A 19,885-nucleotide genomic window follows, 5' to 3' on the forward strand; every position below is an offset into this window, starting at 1 on the left:
GCTCGGCCCTGATGGGTTCAATGCACCCTACGCATGTTCGCCAAACGGTTTTGCCTGGTTTCACTCGCCAGGTACTAGAGCTTTCGCCCGAGGCGTACTAGAGCTCACGCCAGTAGAGCAGCTGACCGGCCTCCCCGGGGGCCGATCCCTCCCCCGGTACGAACACGCTGACCAGCAGCGCCGGTTGGCCGCCCGGGGCGGTGAGCAGGGTGGCGGAGGGGTTGGCGAAGGCGTCGCTGCCCCCGTGGGTGCGAATGCCGATCCGGTCGGCCCGGCCGCCCGCGGGGTCGTACGCGTACGTGCGCCAGCTGCCGAAGTCGCCGCGCCAGCCCTGCCCCTCGATGAACACGACGGGCCGCCCGTCCAGCTCGACGCCGGACCGGTCCCCGATGTTGCCGCTGTTGCCCCAGGCTTCCAGGGCCCGGTCGAGGCGGTGGTCCGGGGCGGCGTGCCAGGTGCGGAAGCCGGTGAGGGTGGCGCGCAGCTGCCGGTCGGTGTCGCAGTTCGCGCGGTAGTGGCCGGTCAGCTCGACGGTGTCGCCGCGCACGGCGGTGATCGCGGGGGTGCCCTCGGCGCAGCGCGAGAGGGTGCGGGGCGCGTCGTAGGCGTCGCGGGCCCGCCCGGCGAGGAGGGCCGCCAGATCCTCGTAGCCGCGGACCGCGATGTGGTTGCGGGGGTCCTTCTCGTACGCGAGGACGTAGCCGCCCCGGCCGTCGTGCGCGAGCGACGCCTGGTGCGTGCCGGGGCCGAAGTCGTGGCGGCGCTGCCAGTGGCGCAGGTCGGTGGAGGTGGCGACCGCCGCGTGGAAACGGCCGTCGTCGAGGAGGGTGTGGTAGACGGCGAGGTAGCTGCCGTCGGGGGCCTGGGCCACCTGCGCGGCGTCCATGGTGCGGCCGGTGTCGTCGCGGGCGTCGTAGCGGACCCCGTCGGCGTCCCGTACGTCCCCGGCGAGCGCGGCCAGGCGGGCGGTGGCCGGGGAGGCGGGGGCGGCCCCGGCGTTCGGTATCTGGCACAGGACCAGGGCGACGGCGAGCGTGAGCACCAGGGCGACGAGGGGCGCGGCGGGCGCCGGCTCCGGCAGACCGGGCTGACGGCCAGGCTGACGGCCGGGCCGGGAGAGCAGGTGGGGGCGGGGCATGGAGCGGGGGCGACTTTCCGGTGGCGGGCGCTGTCGAGCGTAAGGAGTGACGACGGCCCACCGGAACGCCGTGCGGGGTGGGCTTCGCCACATGGAACATGGCGAGGCCCACCCCGCACGGCACGATGCGCGGATCAGCTCTCAGCGGTACGCGGTCGTCGACCCGCCCGCGGGCGCGGGGGCCGCGCCGACAGGGGCGGCCGCACCGGCGCCACCCGCCCGGCCATCCGTGCCCCGCTCGCTCAGCTGACCCTCTTGTAGTACTTCTTCGCGGTCACGAGGCACTTCTCGCGCTCCGCCGAGGTCTTGTGCGGCTCGACGGCGCACTGCCGCTTCATGTCGAAGTAGAACGCCTTGTCGACGCGCCGCTCGTGGGTCGAGCCGGCGAACTTCTTCTTGCCGATGAGCGCCTTGTAGTTGCGGTAGCCGAAGTCGTGGCGCGCGCAGGGGAGCCGGAAGTCGAAGCCGCCGGGCTTGTCCGCGAGGCGCGTGCACCAGTCGGTGTCCCAGCGGAAGTTCCACCGGTCGACCCCGGCCTTGGCGAGCTTCCGCGTCTGGCGCCAGTCCTTGAGGCTCTTGTTGGAAGAGCGCGTCAGGGCGTACAGGCGCTTCATCTTGGCCGGGCTGGGTGCCTTGGCCGCCGCGGCCGACGCCGTCACCGTGTGGCCGGACTCCGGCGCCGCCGCCGTGGCGACCGCGCCCGAGCCCGTGGCCAGGACGCCCGCCGCGGCGAGCGACGCGACGGTGATGCGCGTAGTGAGCATGTGGTGATCCCCGTTCTTCGATGTGCCTCTGATGAGGGCGCATCGAGCGTATGAACGAGCGGTCACCGGGGGGTAGTGGATCTTTGGGCACTGCCCCAAAGGGCAGTGCCCGCTCCGTTCTCTAGGCCGTGGCCCCCGCGTCCGGGCACAGCAGGTCGTGGTGGACCACGGCGACGACGACGGCGTCGAGGCGGGTGTGCAGCCCCAACTTGCCGATGATGCGCGCGACATGAGCCTTCACGGTCCGCTCCGCTATCCCGAGCCGCCGGGCGAGCACGGGGTTCGGCAGCCCCGCTCCCAGAAGCAGCAGCACCTCCCGTTCACGGACCGTCAGATCGCTGACGGCCGGGGGTGCCACGGTCGAGTGGAGTGCGGACCGGCACGGACAGTGCGCTTCCAGCGCGTCCAGCCCGTCCAGAGACTCGTTGCAGAGGTGCCCTTGCTCCGTGTCCTGAATTGTCACAGCGATTGTCACCTTTCCCCGTTCCCCGTTCCCCGTTGTATGTGCTGCAACAAGCACTGTATGGCAGGGAGTTCGCACTAGTGAGCCCACAATTCCGTCTCACGTGGCACTCGGTTACGGCATCATGTCCGGTGTGACCAGTGAGCTTTCCCGACGCCTCGTATCCGACCAACTATGGGATTTGGCACGTCCGTTGCTGCCTCCGTTCGCCGCGCGCCCCCAGGGCGGCGGCACGGCTCCGCGCGATGAGCGCGCCGTCTTGACAGCGGTGGTGTACGTGCTGACCAGCGACTGCGCCTGGCGGCAGCTCCCCTCCCTGTTCGGCGTCCCGGCCGCCACCGCACACCGCCGCTACGCCGCGTGGACCGAGGTTCACCTGTGGCGACGACTGAAGGACGCGGCCAGGAAGGCGGGAGTCGACCCCTCCTGGGCAGCGACGATCGCCGCGTCGGCGGATCGGCGGGCCTCGTCGACCACGTGAGATGAGAGCCGCATGAAACTCGTTACGCCATCAGGACGGGCCCCGGAAATCCCCGGAATCAACAACTCCACAATGTCGCGATTAGTGGCCATCTGAGGCCCGCTGCCAGGCATGTTGACTGGCTGTGGGCCAACCAACGCAGGCATTTGAGGTAGATTTGAGATAGCGGCCGGAGGCGCCCGCGAGCACCTCCGGCGACGGTCACCAGTCGGGACAAAGAGCGCAAACTCCGGCCAAAGCACCGGATTTGCTATTACGACGCGCACACAGCGAAGCTCTCATGAGCTCCCCCGCCACCGGTCCGCCCCCACTTCCCTTTGAGGCATTGCCCCTTCGGCCAATACCGAGCGCCCGTTACACGTAATACCTTGCGGCGGTCGTTCATTTCTCGCGAGATTGGGGATCCCCAAGTGGCCGGAAACCATGGGCGGATGACGGCCGTCGCCGCCCTCTCCTCCCTCGCCGTCCTCGCCGGCGGCGTCGCCCAGGCCGAGGCGGCGGGGAACCCGTCGACACAGGGCGTGACCGCGACCGCCAAGGCCAAGAAGTGCAAGCTGAAGCGGCACCTCTACCACCCGGTGCGCACCACCGTGGTGGTCGGCAACGTCTCGGTGCGCTGCTCGAAGGCGTCCAAGGTCACCAAGGTCAAGAACATCCTGACCCTGTACCGCAACGGCAAGGTGGTCGACCACCTCAACGTGAACGGCCCCAAGGGCAAGCGCTACGCGGACGCGCAGACGTCGGCGCAGATGTCGGGCAAGCACTGCCAGAAGTGGAAGCTCAAGGTCTGGACGCTCGCCTTCAACAAGAAGCACAAGCTGGTCTACGAGTTCGCCAAGACCTCCAGGGCGAAGAAGATCTGCCCCTGAGATCGCTCTGCCCCTGAGATCCCGGCGCCGGCGCGACCGCGCACGACCGCCGCAGCTCCAGGAACAGGTCCAGGAACAGACCCGGGAACAGCTCCGGGAAGAGCTCCAGGAAGGAATCATGCTCACTCGCAAGCACCGCATACGCCTCGGCGTATGCGCCGCCGCCGTGGCCGGCGCGGCGCTCACCCCGATGGCCATCGGCAGCGCGTCCGCCGCCCCGGAGGGCGCGAAGCCCGCCGCCGTGACGGCCGAGGCCAAGACGGCCAAGGCCGCCAAGGAGATGCAGGCCGCCAAGGTCAAGGGGTTCCACTCCAAGAAGGGCGTCAAGTCCTGCGCGAAGCGCGGTGAGACGGTCTTCGTCTCCATCAAGGCGGCCCTCAAGTACCGCTTCACGTGGAAGAGCCCCGGCGGCAAGCTGCACTCCCAGCACTACTGGAACGCGAGCGACGGCACCATCGGCATCCGCAAGATGCCGACCTGGCGCAAGGACGTGTACTGGAAGGTGACGTCGCTGCCGGGCAAGAACACCAAGGCCCTCGTGAAGGTGTACGCCTACTGCAGCAAGACGGGACTGTGATCCGGACATGAAGAAGCAGCTCACCACCGTCCTGCTCGCCGCCTGCGCGGCCGCCGCCCTGATCCCCGGCTCGGCGGCCCACGCCACCGAGTCCGAGAGCGGCACCAAGCGCTGCGGCAAGGGCCAGCAGGTGATCATCTCGTCCTTCGCCGGCGGCCACGTCATCCACAAGTTCAAGACCCCGGGCAAGGGCCACCACGTCTACACCCACGACTTCGGCGGCACCCAGGGCTGGCTGTTCACGGTCCGCTACACGCCGACCGGCAAGCGGGCGATCACGTACAAGATCATCGCGAAGGACACCAAGAAGGTGAAGAACGCCTTCGTACAGAAGAAGCACCTTCTGTGCAAGAAGTTCTGACGTAGCGTCAGGCGGTCTCACGAACGCGCGTCCGCGGCGGCGGACGCGACGGAGCCCCGCCGCCGGAATCCATCCGGTGGCGGGGCTCTGCCGTGTGTGCGGTGAACTCCCCCGCTACGAGGGCTACTTCACCGGCGCCATCTTGTCGACGATGTCCGGGTGGGCGTCCACCCAGGTCGCGACGCCTTCTTCCTCATGACCCGTGCCGGCCTTCTGCACGGCCTGCTCGAGGCTCATCAGGTCGTCCGGGCTCATGTGCCAGTTCTTCAGCCAGCCGTTGAGCTCCGAGTACTTCTTCGGGAAGCTCTTGTGGGCCAGCGTCTTGATCTGGTTGTTGGCACCCCAGGTCTTCTTGGGGTCCTCGAGCCGCTGGAGGTCGTACTTCTTGTAAGCCCAGTGCGGCGACCAGAGCACGACCGCGATCGGCTCCTTCTTGGAGTAGGCGCGCTCCAGTTCGGCGAGCATCGAGCTGGAGCCCGAGCTCGTCACCTCGAAGTCGTCGAGGCCGTAGGCGGGCAGGACCTTGTCCTTGAGGCGCATCATCTGCCCCGTGCCCGGCTCGATGCCGACGATCCTGCCCTTGAACTTGTCCTTGTTCTTGCGCAGGTCGTCCATCGTCTTGACGCCCTTGACGTACGACGGGACCGAGACTTCCAGCGTGGTCTTGTCGTACCAGGCCCCGACGTCGACGAGGTTCTTCTTGTACTTGTCCCAGTACTGCTTCTGCGCCACCGGCAGCCAGCCGTCGAGCTCGAAGTCGACCTGCCCGGTGGACAGGCCCGTGAACAGCGGGCCCACGTCGAGCTTGGTGGTCTTCGGCTTGTAGCCGCGCTTCTCCAGGACGTTCTTCCACAGGTACGTGGCGGCGATGCCCTCGTCCCACGCGGGGTAGCCGATGTTCGGCGCGGCACCGGCCTGCTTGCCCGGCGCGTAGCTGTCCTTGGCGACCGGGGCGAACTTGTCGACGATGCCCGGGTTCTTCTTCAGCCAGTTCTTGACGCCCTGGTCCTGGTTGCCCTTGCCGGCGTCCTGGATGGCGCCTTCGAGGGAGGTGAGCTGCGCCTCGCTGAGCTTGAAGTCCTTCAGCCACTTCGCGACCTGCGGCTCCTGCTTGGCGAAGCCCTTGCGCGCGAGGGTGTGGATGCCGTCGCCCGAACCGAAGGCGCCCTTGGGGTCCTCCAGCTTGGTCAGCTTGTACTTGTCGTACGCCCAGTGCGGCGACCACAGGGTGACCGCGATGGGCTCCTTCTTCTTGTACGCGCGGTCCAGCTGGGCCAGCATCGCCGAGGTGTTGGACTTGACCAGCTCGTACTTGCCCTTGAGGCCGTACTCGTTCTGGACCTTGTCCTCGTAGAGCTTCATCTCACCGGCACCGGGCTCGATGCCGTAGACCTTGCCCTTGAAGAGGTCGCTCTTGCCCTTGAGGTCGTCGAGCGTCTTGACGCCCTTGACGTACGACGGGACGGCGATCTCCAGGGAGGTCGGGCCGTACCAGCTGCCGTAGTCCTCGAGCTTGTCCTTGTACTTCTTCCAGTACGGGGCGTGTGTGGCCGGCAGCCAGGAGTTGGTCTGCACGTCGATGCTGCCCTGCGCCTGGCCGTTGTAGAGGGCGCCCACTTCGAGGGCCTTCACGTCGGGCTTGAAGCCGCGCTGCTCGAGGATGTTCTTCCACAGGTAGGTGGAGGCGGTGCCCTCGGGCCAGTCGATGTAGCCGAACTTGACGGTGCGGCCGTGGCCGACGTCCGCGGACACCTTGGTGCCCTCGTCGTCCTTGCCGAAGACGTTCATGCCGCCCGCGACGAGCGCGAGGACCAGGACACCGACCATGGCGACCGGCGTGGCCGGCTTCCACTGCATGATCTTCAGGCCGCCGAGCGCGGCGTTGGCCTTGGCGAGCGCGCGCCGGCCGAGCGGCGAGACCCGCTGGTTGAGGGCGCCGGTCATGCGGTCCAGGTACATCGCGAGGATGACCACAGCGATGCCGCCCTCGAAGCCGAGCGCGACGTCGACGGAGCTGATGCCGTCGTACACGGTGGAGCCGAGGCCGCCACCGCCGACCATGCCCGCGACGACGACCATCGACAGGGCCAGCATGATCGCCTGGTTGACGCCCGCCATGATCGTGGGCAGCGCCAGCGGGAGCTGGACGCGCCACAGGGTGCTGCGCGGGTGGGTGCCGAACGCCTCGGCGGCCTCGACGAGTTCCTCGTCGACCTGGCGGATGCCGAGCTCGGTCAGGCGGACGGCCGGGGGCATGGCGAACACGATGGTCGCGACCATGCCGGGCACCGGGCCGACGCCGAAGAAGAAGATGCCCGGGATCAGATAGACCATGGCGGGCATGGTCTGCATGAAGTCGAGCACCGGGCGGATCAGACCGCTGACGGTGCGGCTCTTGGCCGCCCAGATACCGATCGGCAGGGCGAACACAAAGATGATCACGCAGGAGACGAGCACCAGCGACAGCGTGTTCATCGCCGGGTCCCACTGCTCGATCGAGTCGATCAGCGCGAAGCCCGCGAAGGCGAGGACACCGGCGAGCAGACCGCGCAGCCAGAAGGCCAGCACGGCGAAGATGCCCATGAGCAGCAACGGCTCGGGCGAGGTGAGGACCGCGTTGACGCCGTCGTAGGCGTTCCCGACGACCCACTTGATGAAGTCGAAGAGCCACTCGCAGTTGTCGCGCAGCCAGTCGACGCCGCGCGCGACCCAGTCGCCTATGTGGATCCTAGGCATCGGCGATCACCTTGCTCACTTCGCTGCCGCCGTCGCTGTCCGCCTTGTCGGCGCCGCTCTGGGCCGGCAGGACGGCCGGGTCGACGTCCTGCGGCTCGCTCTCCGGCGCCATCGGCTCACCGAGCACGGCGAGCAGCCGGGAGCTCGGCACGACGCCGACGAGGGCACCGGAGGCGTCGGTCACGGCGACCGGCACGGTGCTGGTGGAGCAGGGCGTGAACAGCTCGATGATCGGCGTGTCGGCGGACACGGCCGCGGGGGCGGCGGCCAGTACGTCGTCGGCCGTGCGCAGCTCGGCGCCCTTGGCGGTCTTCGTGCCGAACGCCGTCTCCGGCTCGGCCATGATCGCGCCCGCGGTCAGCACCCGGGCGCGGTCGACGTCCTGAGTGAAGGAGGCCACGTACTCGTTGGCCGGGGTGACCAGGATGTCCTCGGCACTGCCGGTCTGGACGATGCGGCCGTCGCGCATGACGGCGATCTGGTCGCCCAGGCGCATGGCCTCGTTCAGGTCGTGCGTGATGAAGACGATGGTCTTCTTCAGCGTCTTCTGCAGCTCGAGGAGCTGGTCCTGCATGTCGCGCCGGATCAGCGGGTCGAGCGCGCTGAACGACTCGTCCATGAGGAGCAGTTCGGCGTCGGTGGCGAGCGCGCGGGCCAGGCCGACGCGCTGCTGCATGCCGCCGGACAGCTCGTCGGGCCAGGACTTCTCCCAGCCCTTGAGGCCGGCGAGCTCGAGCGCCTCGGTGGCGCGCTTCTCGCGCTCGGCGCGCGGGACGCCCTGGACCTCGAGGCCGTAGCCGGCGTTCTCGAGGACGCTGCGGTGCGGGAAGAGCGCGAAGTGCTGGAAGACCATGCTGATCTTCTTGGAGCGCACCTCGCGCAGCTCGCGCGGGCTCAGCTCGGTCAGGTCCTGACCGTCGAAGAGCACGTGCCCGGCGGTCGGCTCGGACAGTCCGTTGAGCATGCGCAGCAACGTGGACTTACCGGATCCCGACAGACCCATGACGACGAAGATCTGGCCCGGCTTCACGGAGAAGGACGCGTCGATCACCGCCGCGGTCGTGCCGGCCGCGCGCAATTCCTCCCGGTCCGCTCCGTTACGGAGCTTCTCCACAGCGTCGTCGGGTCGTCTGCCGAACACTTTGTACAAGTGCTCGGCCTGCAGCCTGGACACATACACCTCTCGGGTCGAACGAAGACGGCCCGCCTCCCCCGCCGGCGGGCCGTGGAGCGGCACGGGGTCTGCCCGCTTGCCCTGTCAAATAGTTGAATCTCGACCGGGTCCGCTCCGCGTGCGCGCCTGCCCTCGCTTACACAGGCCAAACCCAGAAGTGCCCCAGCTCACATTTGTTGCACATCCGGAAGGGTGTTTCGCGATGCGCAACGGGTCCCGTGGGCAACCTCCTGGGCGATACCGGTACCCGTGGGCAGCCTCCCAGGCGGTCACGCCCGCCCCCGGCCGGGCGCCCCGGACTGTCAGCGGGGTGCGGCATGATGCCGAACGTGACTCAGCAAACGCGACGGCTCATGCTCCTCGACACCGCCTCCCTCTATTACCGGGCGTACTTCGGAGTCCCCGAATCCGTGAAGGCACCGGACGGCACGCCGGTCAACGCCGTTCGCGGCCTCCTCGACTTCATCGCCCGCCTCGTCCAGGACCACCGCCCCGACGACCTCGTGGCCTGCATGGACGCGGACTGGCGCCCCCACTGGCGCGTCGAGCTGATCCCCTCGTACAAGGCACACCGAGTGGCGGAGGAGGTCGAGCAGGGCCCGGACGCGGAGGAGACCCCGGACACCCTCTCCCCCCAGGTCCCGGTGATCGAGGACGTCCTGGACGCCCTCGGCATCGCCCGCGTCGGCGTCGAGGGCTACGAGGCGGACGACGTCATCGGCACCTACACCGCCCGCGCCACCGGCCCGGTCGACATCGTCACCGGCGACCGCGACCTCTACCAGCTGGTCGACGACGAGCGCGGCGTCCGCGTCCTCTATCCGCTCAAGGGCGTCGGCACGCTCCAGACCACCGACGAGAGCTGGCTGCGCGAGAAGTACGGCGTGGACGGCCCCGGCTATGTCGACCTGGCCCTGCTGCGCGGCGACCCCAGCGACGGCCTGCCCGGCGTCCCCGGCATCGGCGAGAAGACGGCGGCCAAGCTCCTGGACGCGTTCGGGGACCTGGCCGGGATCATGGCCGCGGTCGACGACCCGAAGTCGAAGCTGACCCCCTCGCAGCGCAAGCGCCTGGACGAATCCCGGCCCTACGTCGCCGTCGCACCGAAGGTCGTGCGGGTCGCGAGCGACGTCCCGCTGCCCGACGCCGACCAGGCACTTCCCCGCGAACCCCGCGACCCGGCGGCCCTGGACGAGCTCGCGGCGCAGTGGGGACTCGGGGGCGCACTGCAGCGCCTCCTCTCCACTCTCACGGACTGAGGTGTTAACTTAGGCAAGCCTAAGTATCATGGATCAGGGGAGGCCGCCATGGCAGAACGTCCGGCACGCAAGGCACCGAAGGCCCACGAGGCGCAGGTCGTGCGCACCGAGCGGCTCACCCCGCACATGCAGCGCGTGACCCTCACCGGCGACGGGCTCGCGGCCTTCACGGCGGGCGACTGCACCGACCACTACGTGAAGCTGCTGTTCCCGGTCGAGGGCGTCACCTACCCCGAGCCCTTCGACATCCAGCGGATCCGCGAGGAGTTCCCGCGCGACCAGTGGCCGGTGACCCGCACCTACACGGTCCGCTCCTGGGACGCCGAGACCCGCGAGCTCGCCCTCGACTTCGTGATCCACGGGGACGCGGGTCTCGCCGGACCGTGGGCGCGCGACGTCGAGCCGGGTGCCACGATCCGCTTCCTCGGCCCCGGCGGCGGCTACGCCCCGGCGGCCGAGGCCGACTGGCACCTGCTCGCCGGCGACGAGAGCGCCCTGCCCGCGATCGCCGCCGCCCTCGAAGCGCTCCCCCGGGGTGCGCGGGCACATGCGTTCATCGAGGTCGAGGGCCCCGAGGAGGAGCAGAAGATCACGACGGACGCCGAGGTCGTCTGGCTGCACCGGGGCGGGCGCCCCGTCGGCGAGGCCCTCGTCGAGGCGGTGCGCGCCCTCGACTTCCCCGCGGGCACGCCGCAGGCGTTCGTGCACGGCGAGGCCGGGTTCGTGAAGGAGCTGCGCCGCTACCTCCGCATGGAGCGCGAGATCCCGCGCGAGCAGCTCTCCATCTCCGGCTACTGGCGCCTCGGCCACAACGAGGACGGCTGGCAGGCGTCGAAGCGGGAGTGGAACGCGCAGGTGGAGGCGGAGCAGGAGGCCGCGGCGTAGGAGAGCGCCCGAAGGGGCGCGGGGAACTGCGCGACCAACCACAGCGGACCGCCAGTTCCCCACGAACCTGCGGCAGCTAGACGGAGCGCTGATACGACCTGAACGTGCGCGTGGAGAGCCACACAGCCCCCACCGCGAGGGCAAGCAGCGCACCACCTCGGCCGGCAACGGTTCCCCAGTCCGGCTGCGAGGACATCGCCGAACGACCAGCGACCATCGCCCAGTTCAGCGGATTGAAGTCCGCGAGATGCCGCATCCACCCGGGCATCTGGGCCGGCGCCATGAACGCCGACGACAGGAACGTCAGCGGCAGCAGCAGGAACGTGTTGATCCCGATGATCGACTCCCGCTGCCGCACCAGCATGCCCACCGCGTTGGAGAAGGCCCCGAAGACGGCGCCGAGCAGCACCGCCGCGACCACGAGGACGAGGATCCCGCCCACGCCGCCGGGGTACTCGGCGCCCCCGAGCAGTCCGAGCAGCACGATGATCACGGACTGCACGGCGGTGCTGATGCCGTTGTGCACGACGTTGGCGTTCATGAGCGCGCCCCGGCTGACCGGGGTGGTCAGGAAGCGGTTGAGCGTGCCGCGTTCGATCTCCTCGAGCGTCCCCATGCCCGCCCACATGCTGGAGCTGAGCGCGCTCATCACGACGACGCCCGGAACCAGGTAGTCGAGGTAGGAGGAGGTGCCGAAGCCGCCGAGCTCGACGACCTTCTTGAAGAGGTTGCCGAAGAGGAAGAGCCAGACGACCGGCTGGATCAGGGTGATCAGCAGGTAGGCGGGCTGCCGCGCCACCGCCATCAGTTGACGCTGCGTCATGTACCAGGTCTGGGTGAGGGAGTTGCTCATCGCGCACCTCCCGCGGCGGCCAGGGCGGCCTCGGGCGCGGCGCCGGCCGCGGCATCCGCCTCGGCCTCGGCGTACCGCCGCCCCGCGTACCGCAGATAGACGTCGTCGAGCGAGGGCCGGGCGACGGTGGCCGCGGCGACCCCGACCCCGCTCCGCTCCAGCGTGGCGAGCAGGACGGGCACCGCGGCGGCCCCGTCCTCGGCGCGCACGCTGACCCGCCGCCCGTCGACGAGCACCTCGTGCACGCCGGAGAGCCCGCGGAGCGCACCGGTCAGCAGCGTGCGGCCCGCCTCCCCGACCGGCTCGGCCAGCTCCAAGTGCACCGCGTCACCGCGCAGTTCGCCCTTCAGCTCGTCGGGCGTGCCGGTGACGACGACGTGCCCCCGGTCGACGATGGCGATGCGCTCCGCGAGCCGGTCGGCCTCTTCGAGGTAGTGCGTGGTGAGGACGATGGTGAGCCCCTCGTCCCCCGCGAGCCGCCCGATCTCGTCCCACATCGCGGCGCGTGCCTCCGGGTCGAGTCCGGTCGTGGGCTCGTCGAGGAAGAGCACGGCGGGCCGGTGCACGAGACCGAGGGCGACGTCGAGGCGGCGCTGCATGCCGCCCGAGTACCCCTTCACGGGCCGCCCGGCGGCGTCGGCGAGGCTGAAGCGGTCGAGGAGTTCGGCCACCCTCCGGTTCAGCTGCTGCCCCTTCAACCCGTAGAGCCTGCCCTGGAGTTGGAGGTTCTCACGCCCGGTGGCCACCGGGTCGGCGCCGGACCGCTGCGCCACGACGCCGATCGCGCGGCGCACCCGGTCGGGGTGGCGCAGCACGTCGTGGCCCGCGACGGTGGCGGTGCCGGAGTCGGGGCGGGCGAGGGTGGTGAGGATCTTGACGGTGGTGGACTTGCCCGCGCCGTTCGGGCCGAGGAGCCCGAAGACGGTGCCTTCCTGGACGGTGATGTCCATGCCGCTCAGCGCGGTGCCACCACCCGGATAGGTCTTGGTCAGTTGCTGTGTGTGGACAGCGGTGGTCATGACGGCTGTTCTCCGTATTTGGGTACGTGCGTACCCGAGGTCTCGGGTACGTGGGTACGCCGAGCCGGATCACGTGCTGAGCGCCGGGCTATCCTTGGTGTGCCGCACCTCGATCGCCCGGCCCGCCGCACGGTGGGTCCGGTCCGGGGTTCGAGACCCTGGCGGGGCTGCTGCAACAGCACCGCCGGGGTCTTTCTCGTTCAGCGCTTCACTGCTTCACTGCTTCAGCGCTTCACTGCTTCACTGCTTCACTCGCTCTCGAGCCGCTCCCACTCCCCGGGCACGAGGCCCGACTCATGGAACCGCCGCCAGGCCGCGACGCCGTCGAGCTCACCGCTCCTGAGCTCCCTCAGGAACCCGCGGATCCACTCGGCCTGGGCCTCGGCCATGTGCAGCTGATACTCGTTCTCCACGAGGAAGACGCGCGGCAGCGTCTCGTAGAGCTTCTGCAGCACGCCGCGCCCGCTCGCCGCCTGGACGTCGAGCGAGGCGAGCCGCTCCTCGAGGAGCCGCACCACCTCGTCGGGGTGGATGATCCCGACGAGCGAGAGCGCCGTCTCGAAGATCGGATACTCCCGGGCCGGTACGGCCAGCAGGTCCGAGAGCCACTCGATGGCCTCCTCGCGCCCCGCCTCCGTGATGCCGTAGCGGGTGCGCTCGGGGCGGTTGCCCTGCCGCTCCACGTCCTTGACCTCGACGAAGCCGTGCTTCTCCAGGTTCTGGACGACCGTGTACAGGGAGCCGTAGTTGATCTTCGTGCTGGCGTCCTTGCCACGGCTGCGGAGCGTCTGGGCGATCTCGTACGGATGCATGGGCTTCTCCATCAGGAGCACCATCACCGCGAGCGCCAGCGGGTTGTTGAGCTTGCGCCGCTGGAGGGCCATCAGGTTCACCTCGCATTCGAATATCCGTAGACGAATATATTGCGAGTGCGGGCGCGGGTCAATCCGCGATGTATCGCGAATACGAAATTGCCTTCCACGCCGGCGGCCACCGCTGCCACGATGAGCCCATGCCCTTCAAGATCCCCGACGTGGTCGCCCCCGGCACCTTCGCCGCCCGGCAGCAGCCGACGATCCCCGCCCCCGGCGGCATGGTCCTGCGCCCCTGGTCGACGGCGGACGCGCCCGCCGTCCACGAGGCGTTCCAGGACCGGACCCTCCAGTACTGGCACGGCTACGCGTCGACGTCCGCGGACGAGGTCGTCGGGCTCATCGAGGGCTGGCGCGCGGAGTGGACCGAGGAGCGGGACGCGTACTGGGCGATCGCCGACGCCGGCTCGGACGCGCTGCTCGGCCGGGTCGCCCTGCGTCAGATCTCGCTGAGCGACGGCCGCGCCGAAGTGGCGTACTGGACCGTGCCGCCCGCCCGCGGCCGCGGCATCGCCCCGCGCGCGGTCACCGCCCTGACACACTGGTCCTTCCATGAAATCGGCCTGCACAGGCTGGAGTTGACGCACGCGACGGGCAACGAGGCGTCGTGCCGCGTGGCCCACAAGACCGGCTTCGTCACCGAGGGCACCAAGCAGAGCGCCCTGCTCCACGAGGACGGCTGGCACGACATGCATCTGCACGCCCGCGTGCGCGACGACGCCGCACCCCGCACCGATCGGCCCGCCCCCGTACGCTGAAGCGACCATGAGACGCAAGCCCAACGTGCCGCCGCCCCCGCTCCCCCAGCGGAGCGGCATCGACCCCCGGCGCGTCCGGCTCCCGCAGACCGGGCCCTGGGACAGCGTCCGCGACTATCTGATCGAGCGGCTCAGCGGCGCCGGGGCCGACGTCATCGACGGAATGCTGGGCGAGGGGCGGATCGTCGGCGCGGACGGGGTGCCCCTCGCGCCGGACGCCCCCTTCACGCCGGGCGCCTATGTCTGGTTCCACCGCGAACTGGCGGACGAGCCCACGGTTCCGTACCGCATCGACATCGTCTACCGGGACGCGCACATCGTCGTCGCGGACAAGCCGCACTTCCTCGCGACGACGCCGCGCGGCAGCCACATCACCCAGACCGCGCTCGCCCGGCTGCGCACCGAGCTCGGGCTGCCGACGCTCGGCGCCGCGCACCGGCTCGACCGGCTCACCGCCGGGCTCGTGCTCTTCACCGTCCGGCCCGAGGAACGCGGCGCCTACCAGCGGCTGTTCGGGGACCGGCAGGTGTACAAGGAGTACGAGGCGGTGGCCGCCCACGACCCGTCGCTCGCCCTCCCGCGCACGGTGCGCAGCCACATCCGGAAGGACCGCGGGATCATCGCCGCCTACGAGATCCCGGGCGCCGAGCCGAACAGCGAGAGCCGCGTCGAACTCGTCGAGCACAAGGGCGCGTGGGGGCGCTACCGCCTGGTGCCGCACACCGGACGCACCCATCAGCTCCGGGTCCACATGAACGCCCTCGGACTGCCGCTCCTCGGCGACCCCGTGTACCCGGTGGTGGCGGATCCGGTGGCGCCGGACGACTTCCGGCGCCCGCTCCAACTCCTCGCCCGCGTCCTGGAGTTCACCGATCCGGTGACGGGCGTCGCCCACCGCTTCGTCAGCGGCCGCGAGCTCGCCGCCTGGACCTCGTACGAGAACTGGCGGGACGCCCCCGCGCCACCGGCTCAGTAGCCGCGCCACCAGGTGACGAAGCGGCGCCAGGCGCCCTGCCGGGGCACCGGGGCGGACGCCGGGGCCGCGGGCTGCGCGGGCGGGGCCGCCTGCGGCTGCGGTACGGCCTGCGGCATGGGCGAGGACACCTGCCACTCCTGGCGCTGCGCCGGCATCGTCGCCATCGGGTGCGCCGTGACGTCCTGCTGCGGCTTCGGCGCGAACTGCACGGGCAGCGCCACCAGGTGCCGGGACAGGATCGACGACGTCCAGCGCAAGTCGGTCTCGGGGACGGACAGTTCGACGTCCGGGAGGCGCATCAGGAGCGCGTCGACTCCGGTGTCCGCGATGGCGCGCCCGATGTCCTGGCCCGGGCACTCGTGCGGACCGCTGCCGAAGGCGAGGTGCGAGCGGTTGCCCTGCATGTTGGCGGCCAGGTCGGGGCGGACGACGGGGTCGACGTTGCCCGGCGCGATGCCGAAGATCAGTCCGTCGCCCGCCTTGATCCGCTTGCCGCCGAGGTGGGTGTCCTGCTTGGCGAAGTACCCGACCATCGCGCTGAACGGCGGCTCGTCCCACAGGGACTGCTCGACCGCCTCGGGCACGGTCATCTGACCGCCGCTGAGCTGGGCGCGGAAGCGGGGGTCGGTGAGGACCATCCGCAGCACGTTGGCGATGAGGTTGGCCGTCGCCTCGTACGCGGCGATGAGGACGAGCCGCAGGTGCGCCGTGACCTCGTCGTCGGTGAGCTGGGCGGGCTGCGCGATCAGGGCGCTGGTGAAGTCCTCCTCCGGCTGGGCCCGGCGGCGCGTGCACAGGTCCGTGAGGACCTCCATGATGTACGCGTTGCTGGCGATGGCCGTCTCGGTGCCGCGGATCATGTCGCGGGCGGCCTGCACCATCCGCTCGTTGTACTGCTCCGGCATGCCGAGGACATGGCACATCACCATCATCGGCAGATGCTCGGCGAACTGGCTGACCAGCTCCGCGCGGCCGTCCTGGCAGATCTTGTTGAGCAGGGTGTTGGTGTAGCGGTTGATGTAGCGGCGGATGCCCCGGTGGTCGAGGCTGCCCATGGCGCCGGTGACCGCGCCGCGCAGCCGCTGGTGCTCGGCGCCCTCGGCGAAGGTCGCCATCGGCTGCCAGGTGAAGACGGGGGCGAGCGGGTGCTCGGGGCCCGCGGTGCCGTCCCGGACGGCCCGCCAGATCCGCGAGTCACGGCAGAACTGCGAGGGCGTGCGCACCATGTGGAGGTTCTCGCTGTGGCCGAGGACCGCCCAGATCGGCACGTCGTTGTGGAGCAGGACCGGGGCCACGGCGCCGTGCTCGGCGCGGACCTTCTCGTAGAGGCCCGCCAGGTCGGTCTCCGCCTCGGGGCCGTACAGGCGGCGCAGGCCGGTCCCGTCGAGGCCGTGGGCGGGGCAGCCGGGCGGGGGCGAGGTCAGGTCGCCGTATCCGGGGCCGGGTTGGGAGGGAGTCGTCACGGTGATCGCTCCGGAGGGGTTGCTGGGGCGCTGGTTCGACAGGTCGGGATCGACAGGTCGGCTTCGGCGGGTCGAGGGAGAGGGGGCGGATTCGTGCGGGAGGGGTCGGTCGTCAGACGCGGGCGCGGGACACGGACAGCGAGTGCAGATAGCGCATCAAGGTCATCAGGACGTCGCGGCTCTCGGCCCGGCGGCGCACGTCGCACGTCACCATGGGCACCTCCGCCTCCAGGTCGAGCGCGGTGCGCAGCACCTCCGGCGGGTAGTGCGGCGCGTCCGGGAAGTCGTTGACAGCCACAACGAAGGGGACGCCCCGCTCCTCCAGGCGCCCGATCACGTCGAAGCTGACCTCCAGGCGGCGGGTGTCGATCAGGACGACGGCGCCGAGCGCGCCCTCGAAGAGCCCGTTCCAGAGGAACCAGAAGCGCTCCTGGCCGGGGGTGCCGAACAGATACAGGACCAGCTCGTCGGAGACGCTGATCCGGCCGAAGTCCATGGCGACCGTGGTGGCCGTCTTGGTCTCGGAGCCGTAGTTGTCGTCGACGCCGATCCCGGCCTGCGTCATCGTCTCCTCGGTGGTCAGCGGTCTGATCTCGCTGACGGAGCCGACCATCGTTGTCTTTCCGACACCGAAGCCGCCCACGATGACCACCTTCACGGCGGCCGCCGCCGTGTGCGGCAGAACGTCCTCGCGGCGTGGGCCGGGGATGGTGTCAGAGCTTTTGAAGTCCATGCATCACCGCTTCGAGAAGGGAACGGTCGGGGAGCGCGGAGCGGACGAGGGGAGCGCGCGCCTGCACCAGGTCGGCGGCGAGCAGCTCGGTGAGCAGGACCGTCACGACGCTGAACGGCAGTGCCAGGTAGGCGGACAACTCGGCGACGGACAACGGGGTCTGACAGAGCCTCAGCAGCGCCGACTGCTCGGGCTGCGTGGTCGGGGTCGCCGAGCCCTGCGCGACGATGAGGGTGACGAGGTCGAGCGGTGCCCGTTCCGAGTCCTCGCCCGTGAGGATGTAGAGCCGCTCCGGGTTGTCCGGGTTGTCGGGGCTGCGCCGCTGGCGCTGGGGCGGCGGGGCCAGCGGCGCGGGTGACTCTCGGGGGGGCGGAAGTTCGCCGTGCTCAGGAGTCATACGGCCTGCCCGTCACGCCGCGGCGGGCTGGTCAGATGGGCGCCGATGCGTACGACGAGGTCCCGCATGCGGGTGCCGATGAGGCCCGCGTCGACGGTCTCGTCGGCGAGCACGGCCAGGTAGGCGCCTGCGCCCGCGGCCATCAGGTAGAAGTAGCCGCCGCTGATCTCGATGATGACCATGCGCATCTGCCCGTCGCTGTCCGGGATCTCGGTGGCCACCGCGGCCGCCAGGCTCTGCAGCCCGGCACAGGCGGCGGCCAGCCGGTCGGCGGCGTCCGGGTCGCCGCCGTAGCGCGCGATGCGCAGCCCGTCGGCGGAGAGCACGACGATCTGCCGGGTCTGCGGCACCCCGTCGGCGAGTTCCTTGAGCATCCAGTCGAAATTGGCCCGCTGCTGGATCACTTCCAGCCCCCCTCGTCAGCGTCGTCGGCGAAGTTGCCGTTGTCGGTGTTCTCGGCGCGGATCTGCGGGGACAGATGATCCGGTGTGTGGTTCTGCGATGAAGACTGCTGCTGTGCCGGGCCGTTCGGGTCGGCCTGGTCGGTGCCGCCGGAGTGGCCCGGCTCGGCACCGTTGACGCCCTTCATGAACGCCTCGATCCAGAGCCCGGGTTCGGGCTCCTCCTTCTTCTTGACCGGCTCGGGCGCGGGGGCGGCCGGCCAGGGGGACGCCTGGGCCTTCCGCTCGGCCTCGGCCTCCTGCGCATAGCGCTGGCTCAGCGGGATCTTCACCCGGGAGCGGCGCTGCGGCAGGCCGTTGGAGGTCCACTCGGTGACCTCGGGGACGTCGTCCTCCATGGACGCGGTGAGCGGCATGGCGTGCCGGGAGGCCGCGGTGATCTTGCGCGGCTTCTTGCGGCGGATGTCGCGGGCCTCCTCGATGATCTGGCCCTCGTTGTTGACGCGCGGCACCGCGGAGGCGCCGATGCCGTGGGCGAGCCCCGGTGCCGCTTCGGTGGTGAGCATGTCGTGCGGGACGATGAGCACGGCCCGTACGCCGCCGTAGGCGGACTGCCGCAGCGAGACCTGCATGTTGTACATCTGCGAGAGGCGGCCGACGACGGCCATGCCGAGCCGCGGGGTCTCGCCCAGGTCGTTGAGGTCGATCCCGGCCTGCGCCTGGGCCAGCATCCGCTCGGCCCGGGCGCGTGCCTCCTCGCTGAGGCTGACGCCGCCGTCCTCGATCTCCACGGCGATGCCGGTCTGCACCTCGACGGCGGTGACGTGGACGCGGGTCTGCGGGGGCGAGTAGCGGGTGGCGTTGTCGAGGAGCTCGGCACAGGCGTGGATGAGCGGCTCGACGGAGACGCCGTTGATGTTGACCTTGGCGATGGAGTGCAGGTCCACCCGCTGGTAGTCGAGGATCCGCGACATCGCGCCGCGCAACACGCTGAACAGCGGTACGGGCTTGGGCCACTGGCGGCCGGGGCGGGCACCGCCGAGCACCGCGATGGAGTCGGCGAGACGGCCGATCAGCGCGGTGCCGTGGTCGATGCGGAGCAGGTCGTCGAAGACCTCGGGGTTGCGGCCGTGGAACTCCTCCATGTCGCGGAGCTCAGCGGCCTGTTGGTGCACGATCGACTGGACGCGCCGCGCGATGTTGACGAAGGCCCGCTGGGCGGACTCGCGCATCGCCTCTTCACGGTCCAGGGTCTCGAGCACGTCGCGCAGCAAGCGGCGCTGCGAGTCGGGGATCTCGCGCAGTCCGTCGTCGCTGTCGAGGACGTTGCGCACGACCTCCGAGGGCGCCTCGCCCTGCCGGAGGCGGAACAGCGCCACGGGCAGGACCTGCCGGCCCAGGCGCAGGCTCTGTTCGTCGTGGAGCGCCACCCGGCGCTCGAGGTGGGCGAGCCGCTGCGTGTACTGGGTGCGCAGCTCGCGCAGGGTGCGGCCGCGGCGCACCGCCTCCGCACAGGCGGCGATCACCAGCAGGGTCGCGATGCCGCCGCACAGGGCGACGGCGTATCGGGCCGGTTCGGTCACGGCGGCGACAGCGGCGCCGGTCGCGGCCGCCATCACCATGGCGGGCAGCAACAGCACGCGTGCGTAAGGGATGTCTCGGCCACCGGGAGGCGATTGAACACTCACCATGTATGCCCTCTGAAC

20 protein-coding genes and 1 pseudogene are annotated in these 19,885 nt (G+C 70.2%); 8 read left to right on the plus strand and 13 right to left on the minus strand.

The window, feature by feature from the left end; translation table 11 throughout:
• Window positions 1-97: 97 nt before the first annotated feature.
• The 3 genes from ACQB60_RS17250 to ACQB60_RS17260 form a co-directional block, all read right to left on the minus strand.
• A complete protein-coding gene (locus ACQB60_RS17250) occupies window positions 98-1,138 on the minus strand; it encodes a hypothetical protein (protein WP_496926862.1) in 1,041 nt (346 codons plus the stop codon).
• Between the two features lie 242 nt (window positions 1,139-1,380).
• The gene (locus tag ACQB60_RS17255; RefSeq protein ID WP_496926863.1) at window positions 1,381-1,902 is read right to left on the minus strand and encodes a phospholipase A2; all 522 of its coding nucleotides are present in this window, start codon (window positions 1,900-1,902) and stop codon (window positions 1,381-1,383) included.
• 121 nt (window positions 1,903-2,023) lie between these two features.
• A complete protein-coding gene (locus ACQB60_RS17260; protein ID WP_384849911.1) occupies window positions 2,024-2,365 on the minus strand; it encodes a helix-turn-helix domain-containing protein in 342 nt (113 codons plus the stop codon).
• A gap of 133 nt (window positions 2,366-2,498) precedes the next feature.
• Here ACQB60_RS17260 and ACQB60_RS17265 point away from each other — a divergent pair.
• The 4 genes and pseudogenes from ACQB60_RS17265 to ACQB60_RS17280 form a co-directional block, all read left to right on the plus strand.
• Window positions 2,499-2,756 (plus strand): annotated as a pseudogene (locus ACQB60_RS17265) (transposase); the annotation flags it as partial.
• A 521-nt stretch (window positions 2,757-3,277) separates the two neighbouring features.
• Window positions 3,278-3,715: a hypothetical protein gene (locus tag ACQB60_RS17270; RefSeq protein ID WP_496926864.1), complete on the plus strand. Its 438-nt coding sequence runs from the start codon at window positions 3,278-3,280 to the stop codon at window positions 3,713-3,715.
• A 118-nt stretch (window positions 3,716-3,833) separates the two neighbouring features.
• Complete coding sequence (locus tag ACQB60_RS17275; RefSeq protein ID WP_496926865.1) at window positions 3,834-4,292, plus strand: hypothetical protein; 459 nt, start codon at window positions 3,834-3,836, stop codon at window positions 4,290-4,292.
• A 7-nt stretch (window positions 4,293-4,299) separates the two neighbouring features.
• Window positions 4,300-4,653 (plus strand): hypothetical protein, encoded by a 354-nt coding sequence (locus tag ACQB60_RS17280; RefSeq protein WP_384849902.1) that lies wholly within the window; start codon window positions 4,300-4,302, stop codon window positions 4,651-4,653.
• Between the two features lie 123 nt (window positions 4,654-4,776).
• Here ACQB60_RS17280 and ACQB60_RS17285 read toward each other — a convergent pair whose 3' ends face one another.
• Window positions 4,777-7,389: an ABC transporter permease/substrate binding protein gene (locus ACQB60_RS17285; protein WP_496926866.1), complete on the minus strand. Its 2,613-nt coding sequence runs from the start codon at window positions 7,387-7,389 to the stop codon at window positions 4,777-4,779.
• Window positions 7,382-8,563, minus strand: a complete 1,182-nt coding sequence (locus ACQB60_RS17290; protein WP_496926867.1) for a quaternary amine ABC transporter ATP-binding protein — start codon at window positions 8,561-8,563, stop codon at window positions 7,382-7,384. The genes ACQB60_RS17285 and ACQB60_RS17290 overlap by 8 nt, the downstream gene beginning before the upstream one ends.
• A gap of 320 nt (window positions 8,564-8,883) precedes the next feature.
• On the opposite strand from ACQB60_RS17290, the gene ACQB60_RS17295 reads away from it, so the two are divergent.
• Together ACQB60_RS17295 and ACQB60_RS17300 are read left to right on the plus strand one after the other, a co-directional pair.
• Entirely contained in the window at window positions 8,884-9,822 is a 939-nt protein-coding gene (locus ACQB60_RS17295) for a 5'-3' exonuclease (RefSeq protein WP_496926868.1), read from the plus strand.
• 48 nt (window positions 9,823-9,870) lie between these two features.
• On the plus strand, window positions 9,871-10,707 hold the full coding sequence (locus ACQB60_RS17300; RefSeq protein ID WP_496926869.1) for a siderophore-interacting protein: 837 nt from the start codon (window positions 9,871-9,873) through the stop codon (window positions 10,705-10,707).
• A gap of 76 nt (window positions 10,708-10,783) precedes the next feature.
• Here ACQB60_RS17300 and ACQB60_RS17305 read toward each other — a convergent pair whose 3' ends face one another.
• The 3 genes from ACQB60_RS17305 to ACQB60_RS17315 all read right to left on the minus strand — a co-directional run bounded on the left by ACQB60_RS17305 (window position 10,784) and on the right by ACQB60_RS17315 (window position 13,463).
• Window positions 10,784-11,560 carry an ABC transporter permease gene (locus ACQB60_RS17305; RefSeq protein WP_496926870.1) on the minus strand — a complete coding sequence of 259 codons (777 nt, stop codon included), beginning with the start codon at window positions 11,558-11,560 and terminating at the stop codon, window positions 10,784-10,786.
• Window positions 11,557-12,579, minus strand: a complete 1,023-nt coding sequence (locus tag ACQB60_RS17310; protein ID WP_496926871.1) for an ATP-binding cassette domain-containing protein — start codon at window positions 12,577-12,579, stop codon at window positions 11,557-11,559. Before ACQB60_RS17310 ends, ACQB60_RS17305 begins: the two co-directional genes overlap by 4 nt.
• Window positions 12,580-12,827: 248 nt before the next feature.
• Entirely contained in the window at window positions 12,828-13,463 is a 636-nt protein-coding gene (locus tag ACQB60_RS17315) for a PadR family transcriptional regulator (protein WP_496926872.1), read from the minus strand.
• 128 nt (window positions 13,464-13,591) lie between these two features.
• Between ACQB60_RS17315 and ACQB60_RS17320 the strand changes: the two genes are divergently transcribed.
• Together ACQB60_RS17320 and ACQB60_RS17325 are read left to right on the plus strand one after the other, a co-directional pair.
• Entirely contained in the window at window positions 13,592-14,209 is a 618-nt protein-coding gene (locus tag ACQB60_RS17320; RefSeq protein WP_496926873.1) for a GNAT family N-acetyltransferase, read from the plus strand.
• Between the two features lie 7 nt (window positions 14,210-14,216).
• On the plus strand, window positions 14,217-15,185 hold the full coding sequence (locus ACQB60_RS17325) for an RluA family pseudouridine synthase (protein ID WP_496926874.1): 969 nt from the start codon (window positions 14,217-14,219) through the stop codon (window positions 15,183-15,185).
• On the opposite strand, the gene ACQB60_RS17330 is transcribed toward ACQB60_RS17325, so the two are convergent.
• From ACQB60_RS17330 to ACQB60_RS17350, 5 genes are all read right to left on the minus strand, one after another.
• Window positions 15,179-16,648: a cytochrome P450 gene (locus tag ACQB60_RS17330; protein WP_496926875.1), complete on the minus strand. Its 1,470-nt coding sequence runs from the start codon at window positions 16,646-16,648 to the stop codon at window positions 15,179-15,181. The two genes, ACQB60_RS17325 and ACQB60_RS17330, sit on opposite strands and share 7 nt — an antisense overlap.
• A 112-nt stretch (window positions 16,649-16,760) precedes the next feature.
• Window positions 16,761-17,381: a GTP-binding protein gene (locus ACQB60_RS17335; protein WP_496926876.1), complete on the minus strand. Its 621-nt coding sequence runs from the start codon at window positions 17,379-17,381 to the stop codon at window positions 16,761-16,763.
• Window positions 17,362-17,778, minus strand: coding sequence for a DUF742 domain-containing protein (locus tag ACQB60_RS17340; RefSeq protein ID WP_496926877.1), 417 nt, complete (start codon window positions 17,776-17,778; stop codon window positions 17,362-17,364). Before ACQB60_RS17340 ends, ACQB60_RS17335 begins: the two co-directional genes overlap by 20 nt.
• On the minus strand, window positions 17,775-18,182 hold the full coding sequence (locus ACQB60_RS17345) for a roadblock/LC7 domain-containing protein (RefSeq protein WP_496926878.1): 408 nt from the start codon (window positions 18,180-18,182) through the stop codon (window positions 17,775-17,777). The genes ACQB60_RS17340 and ACQB60_RS17345 overlap by 4 nt, the downstream gene beginning before the upstream one ends.
• Window positions 18,179-19,870 (minus strand): ATP-binding protein, encoded by a 1,692-nt coding sequence (locus tag ACQB60_RS17350; protein WP_496926879.1) that lies wholly within the window; start codon window positions 19,868-19,870, stop codon window positions 18,179-18,181. The genes ACQB60_RS17345 and ACQB60_RS17350 overlap by 4 nt, the downstream gene beginning before the upstream one ends.
• Between the last annotated feature and the right edge of the window lie 15 nt (window positions 19,871-19,885).

The organism is Streptomyces odontotermitis, assembly GCF_050510915.1.
Lineage (GTDB): Bacteria > Actinomycetota > Actinomycetes > Streptomycetales > Streptomycetaceae > Streptomyces.

What these genes read in the sequence shown, in the direction of transcription:
- ACQB60_RS17270 (WP_496926864.1), top strand. Translation starts at nt 3,278, where the DNA reads ATGACGGCCGTCGCCGCCCTCTCCTCCCTCGCCGTCCTCGCCGGCGGC.
- ACQB60_RS17280 (WP_384849902.1), top strand. Translation starts at nt 4,300, where the DNA reads ATGAAGAAGCAGCTCACCACCGTCCTGCTCGCCGCCTGCGCGGCCGCC.
- ACQB60_RS17315 (WP_496926872.1), bottom strand. Translation starts at nt 13,463, where the DNA reads ATGGCCCTCCAGCGGCGCAAGCTCAACAACCCGCTGGCGCTCGCGGTG.
- ACQB60_RS17300 (WP_496926869.1), top strand. Translation starts at nt 9,871, where the DNA reads ATGGCAGAACGTCCGGCACGCAAGGCACCGAAGGCCCACGAGGCGCAG.
- ACQB60_RS17250 (WP_496926862.1), bottom strand. Translation starts at nt 1,138, where the DNA reads ATGCCCCGCCCCCACCTGCTCTCCCGGCCCGGCCGTCAGCCTGGCCGT.
- ACQB60_RS17320 (WP_496926873.1), top strand. Translation starts at nt 13,592, where the DNA reads ATGCCCTTCAAGATCCCCGACGTGGTCGCCCCCGGCACCTTCGCCGCC.
- ACQB60_RS17295 (WP_496926868.1), top strand. Translation starts at nt 8,884, where the DNA reads ATGCCGAACGTGACTCAGCAAACGCGACGGCTCATGCTCCTCGACACC.
- ACQB60_RS17325 (WP_496926874.1), top strand. Translation starts at nt 14,217, where the DNA reads ATGAGACGCAAGCCCAACGTGCCGCCGCCCCCGCTCCCCCAGCGGAGC.
- ACQB60_RS17275 (WP_496926865.1), top strand. Translation starts at nt 3,834, where the DNA reads ATGCTCACTCGCAAGCACCGCATACGCCTCGGCGTATGCGCCGCCGCC.
- ACQB60_RS17350 (WP_496926879.1), bottom strand. Translation starts at nt 19,870, where the DNA reads ATGGTGAGTGTTCAATCGCCTCCCGGTGGCCGAGACATCCCTTACGCA.
- ACQB60_RS17305 (WP_496926870.1), bottom strand. Translation starts at nt 11,560, where the DNA reads ATGAGCAACTCCCTCACCCAGACCTGGTACATGACGCAGCGTCAACTG.
- ACQB60_RS17340 (WP_496926877.1), bottom strand. Translation starts at nt 17,778, where the DNA reads ATGACTCCTGAGCACGGCGAACTTCCGCCCCCCCGAGAGTCACCCGCG.
- ACQB60_RS17310 (WP_496926871.1), bottom strand. Translation starts at nt 12,579, where the DNA reads ATGACCACCGCTGTCCACACACAGCAACTGACCAAGACCTATCCGGGT.
- ACQB60_RS17285 (WP_496926866.1), bottom strand. Translation starts at nt 7,389, where the DNA reads ATGCCTAGGATCCACATAGGCGACTGGGTCGCGCGCGGCGTCGACTGG.
- ACQB60_RS17255 (WP_496926863.1), bottom strand. Translation starts at nt 1,902, where the DNA reads ATGCTCACTACGCGCATCACCGTCGCGTCGCTCGCCGCGGCGGGCGTC.
- ACQB60_RS17335 (WP_496926876.1), bottom strand. Translation starts at nt 17,381, where the DNA reads ATGGACTTCAAAAGCTCTGACACCATCCCCGGCCCACGCCGCGAGGAC.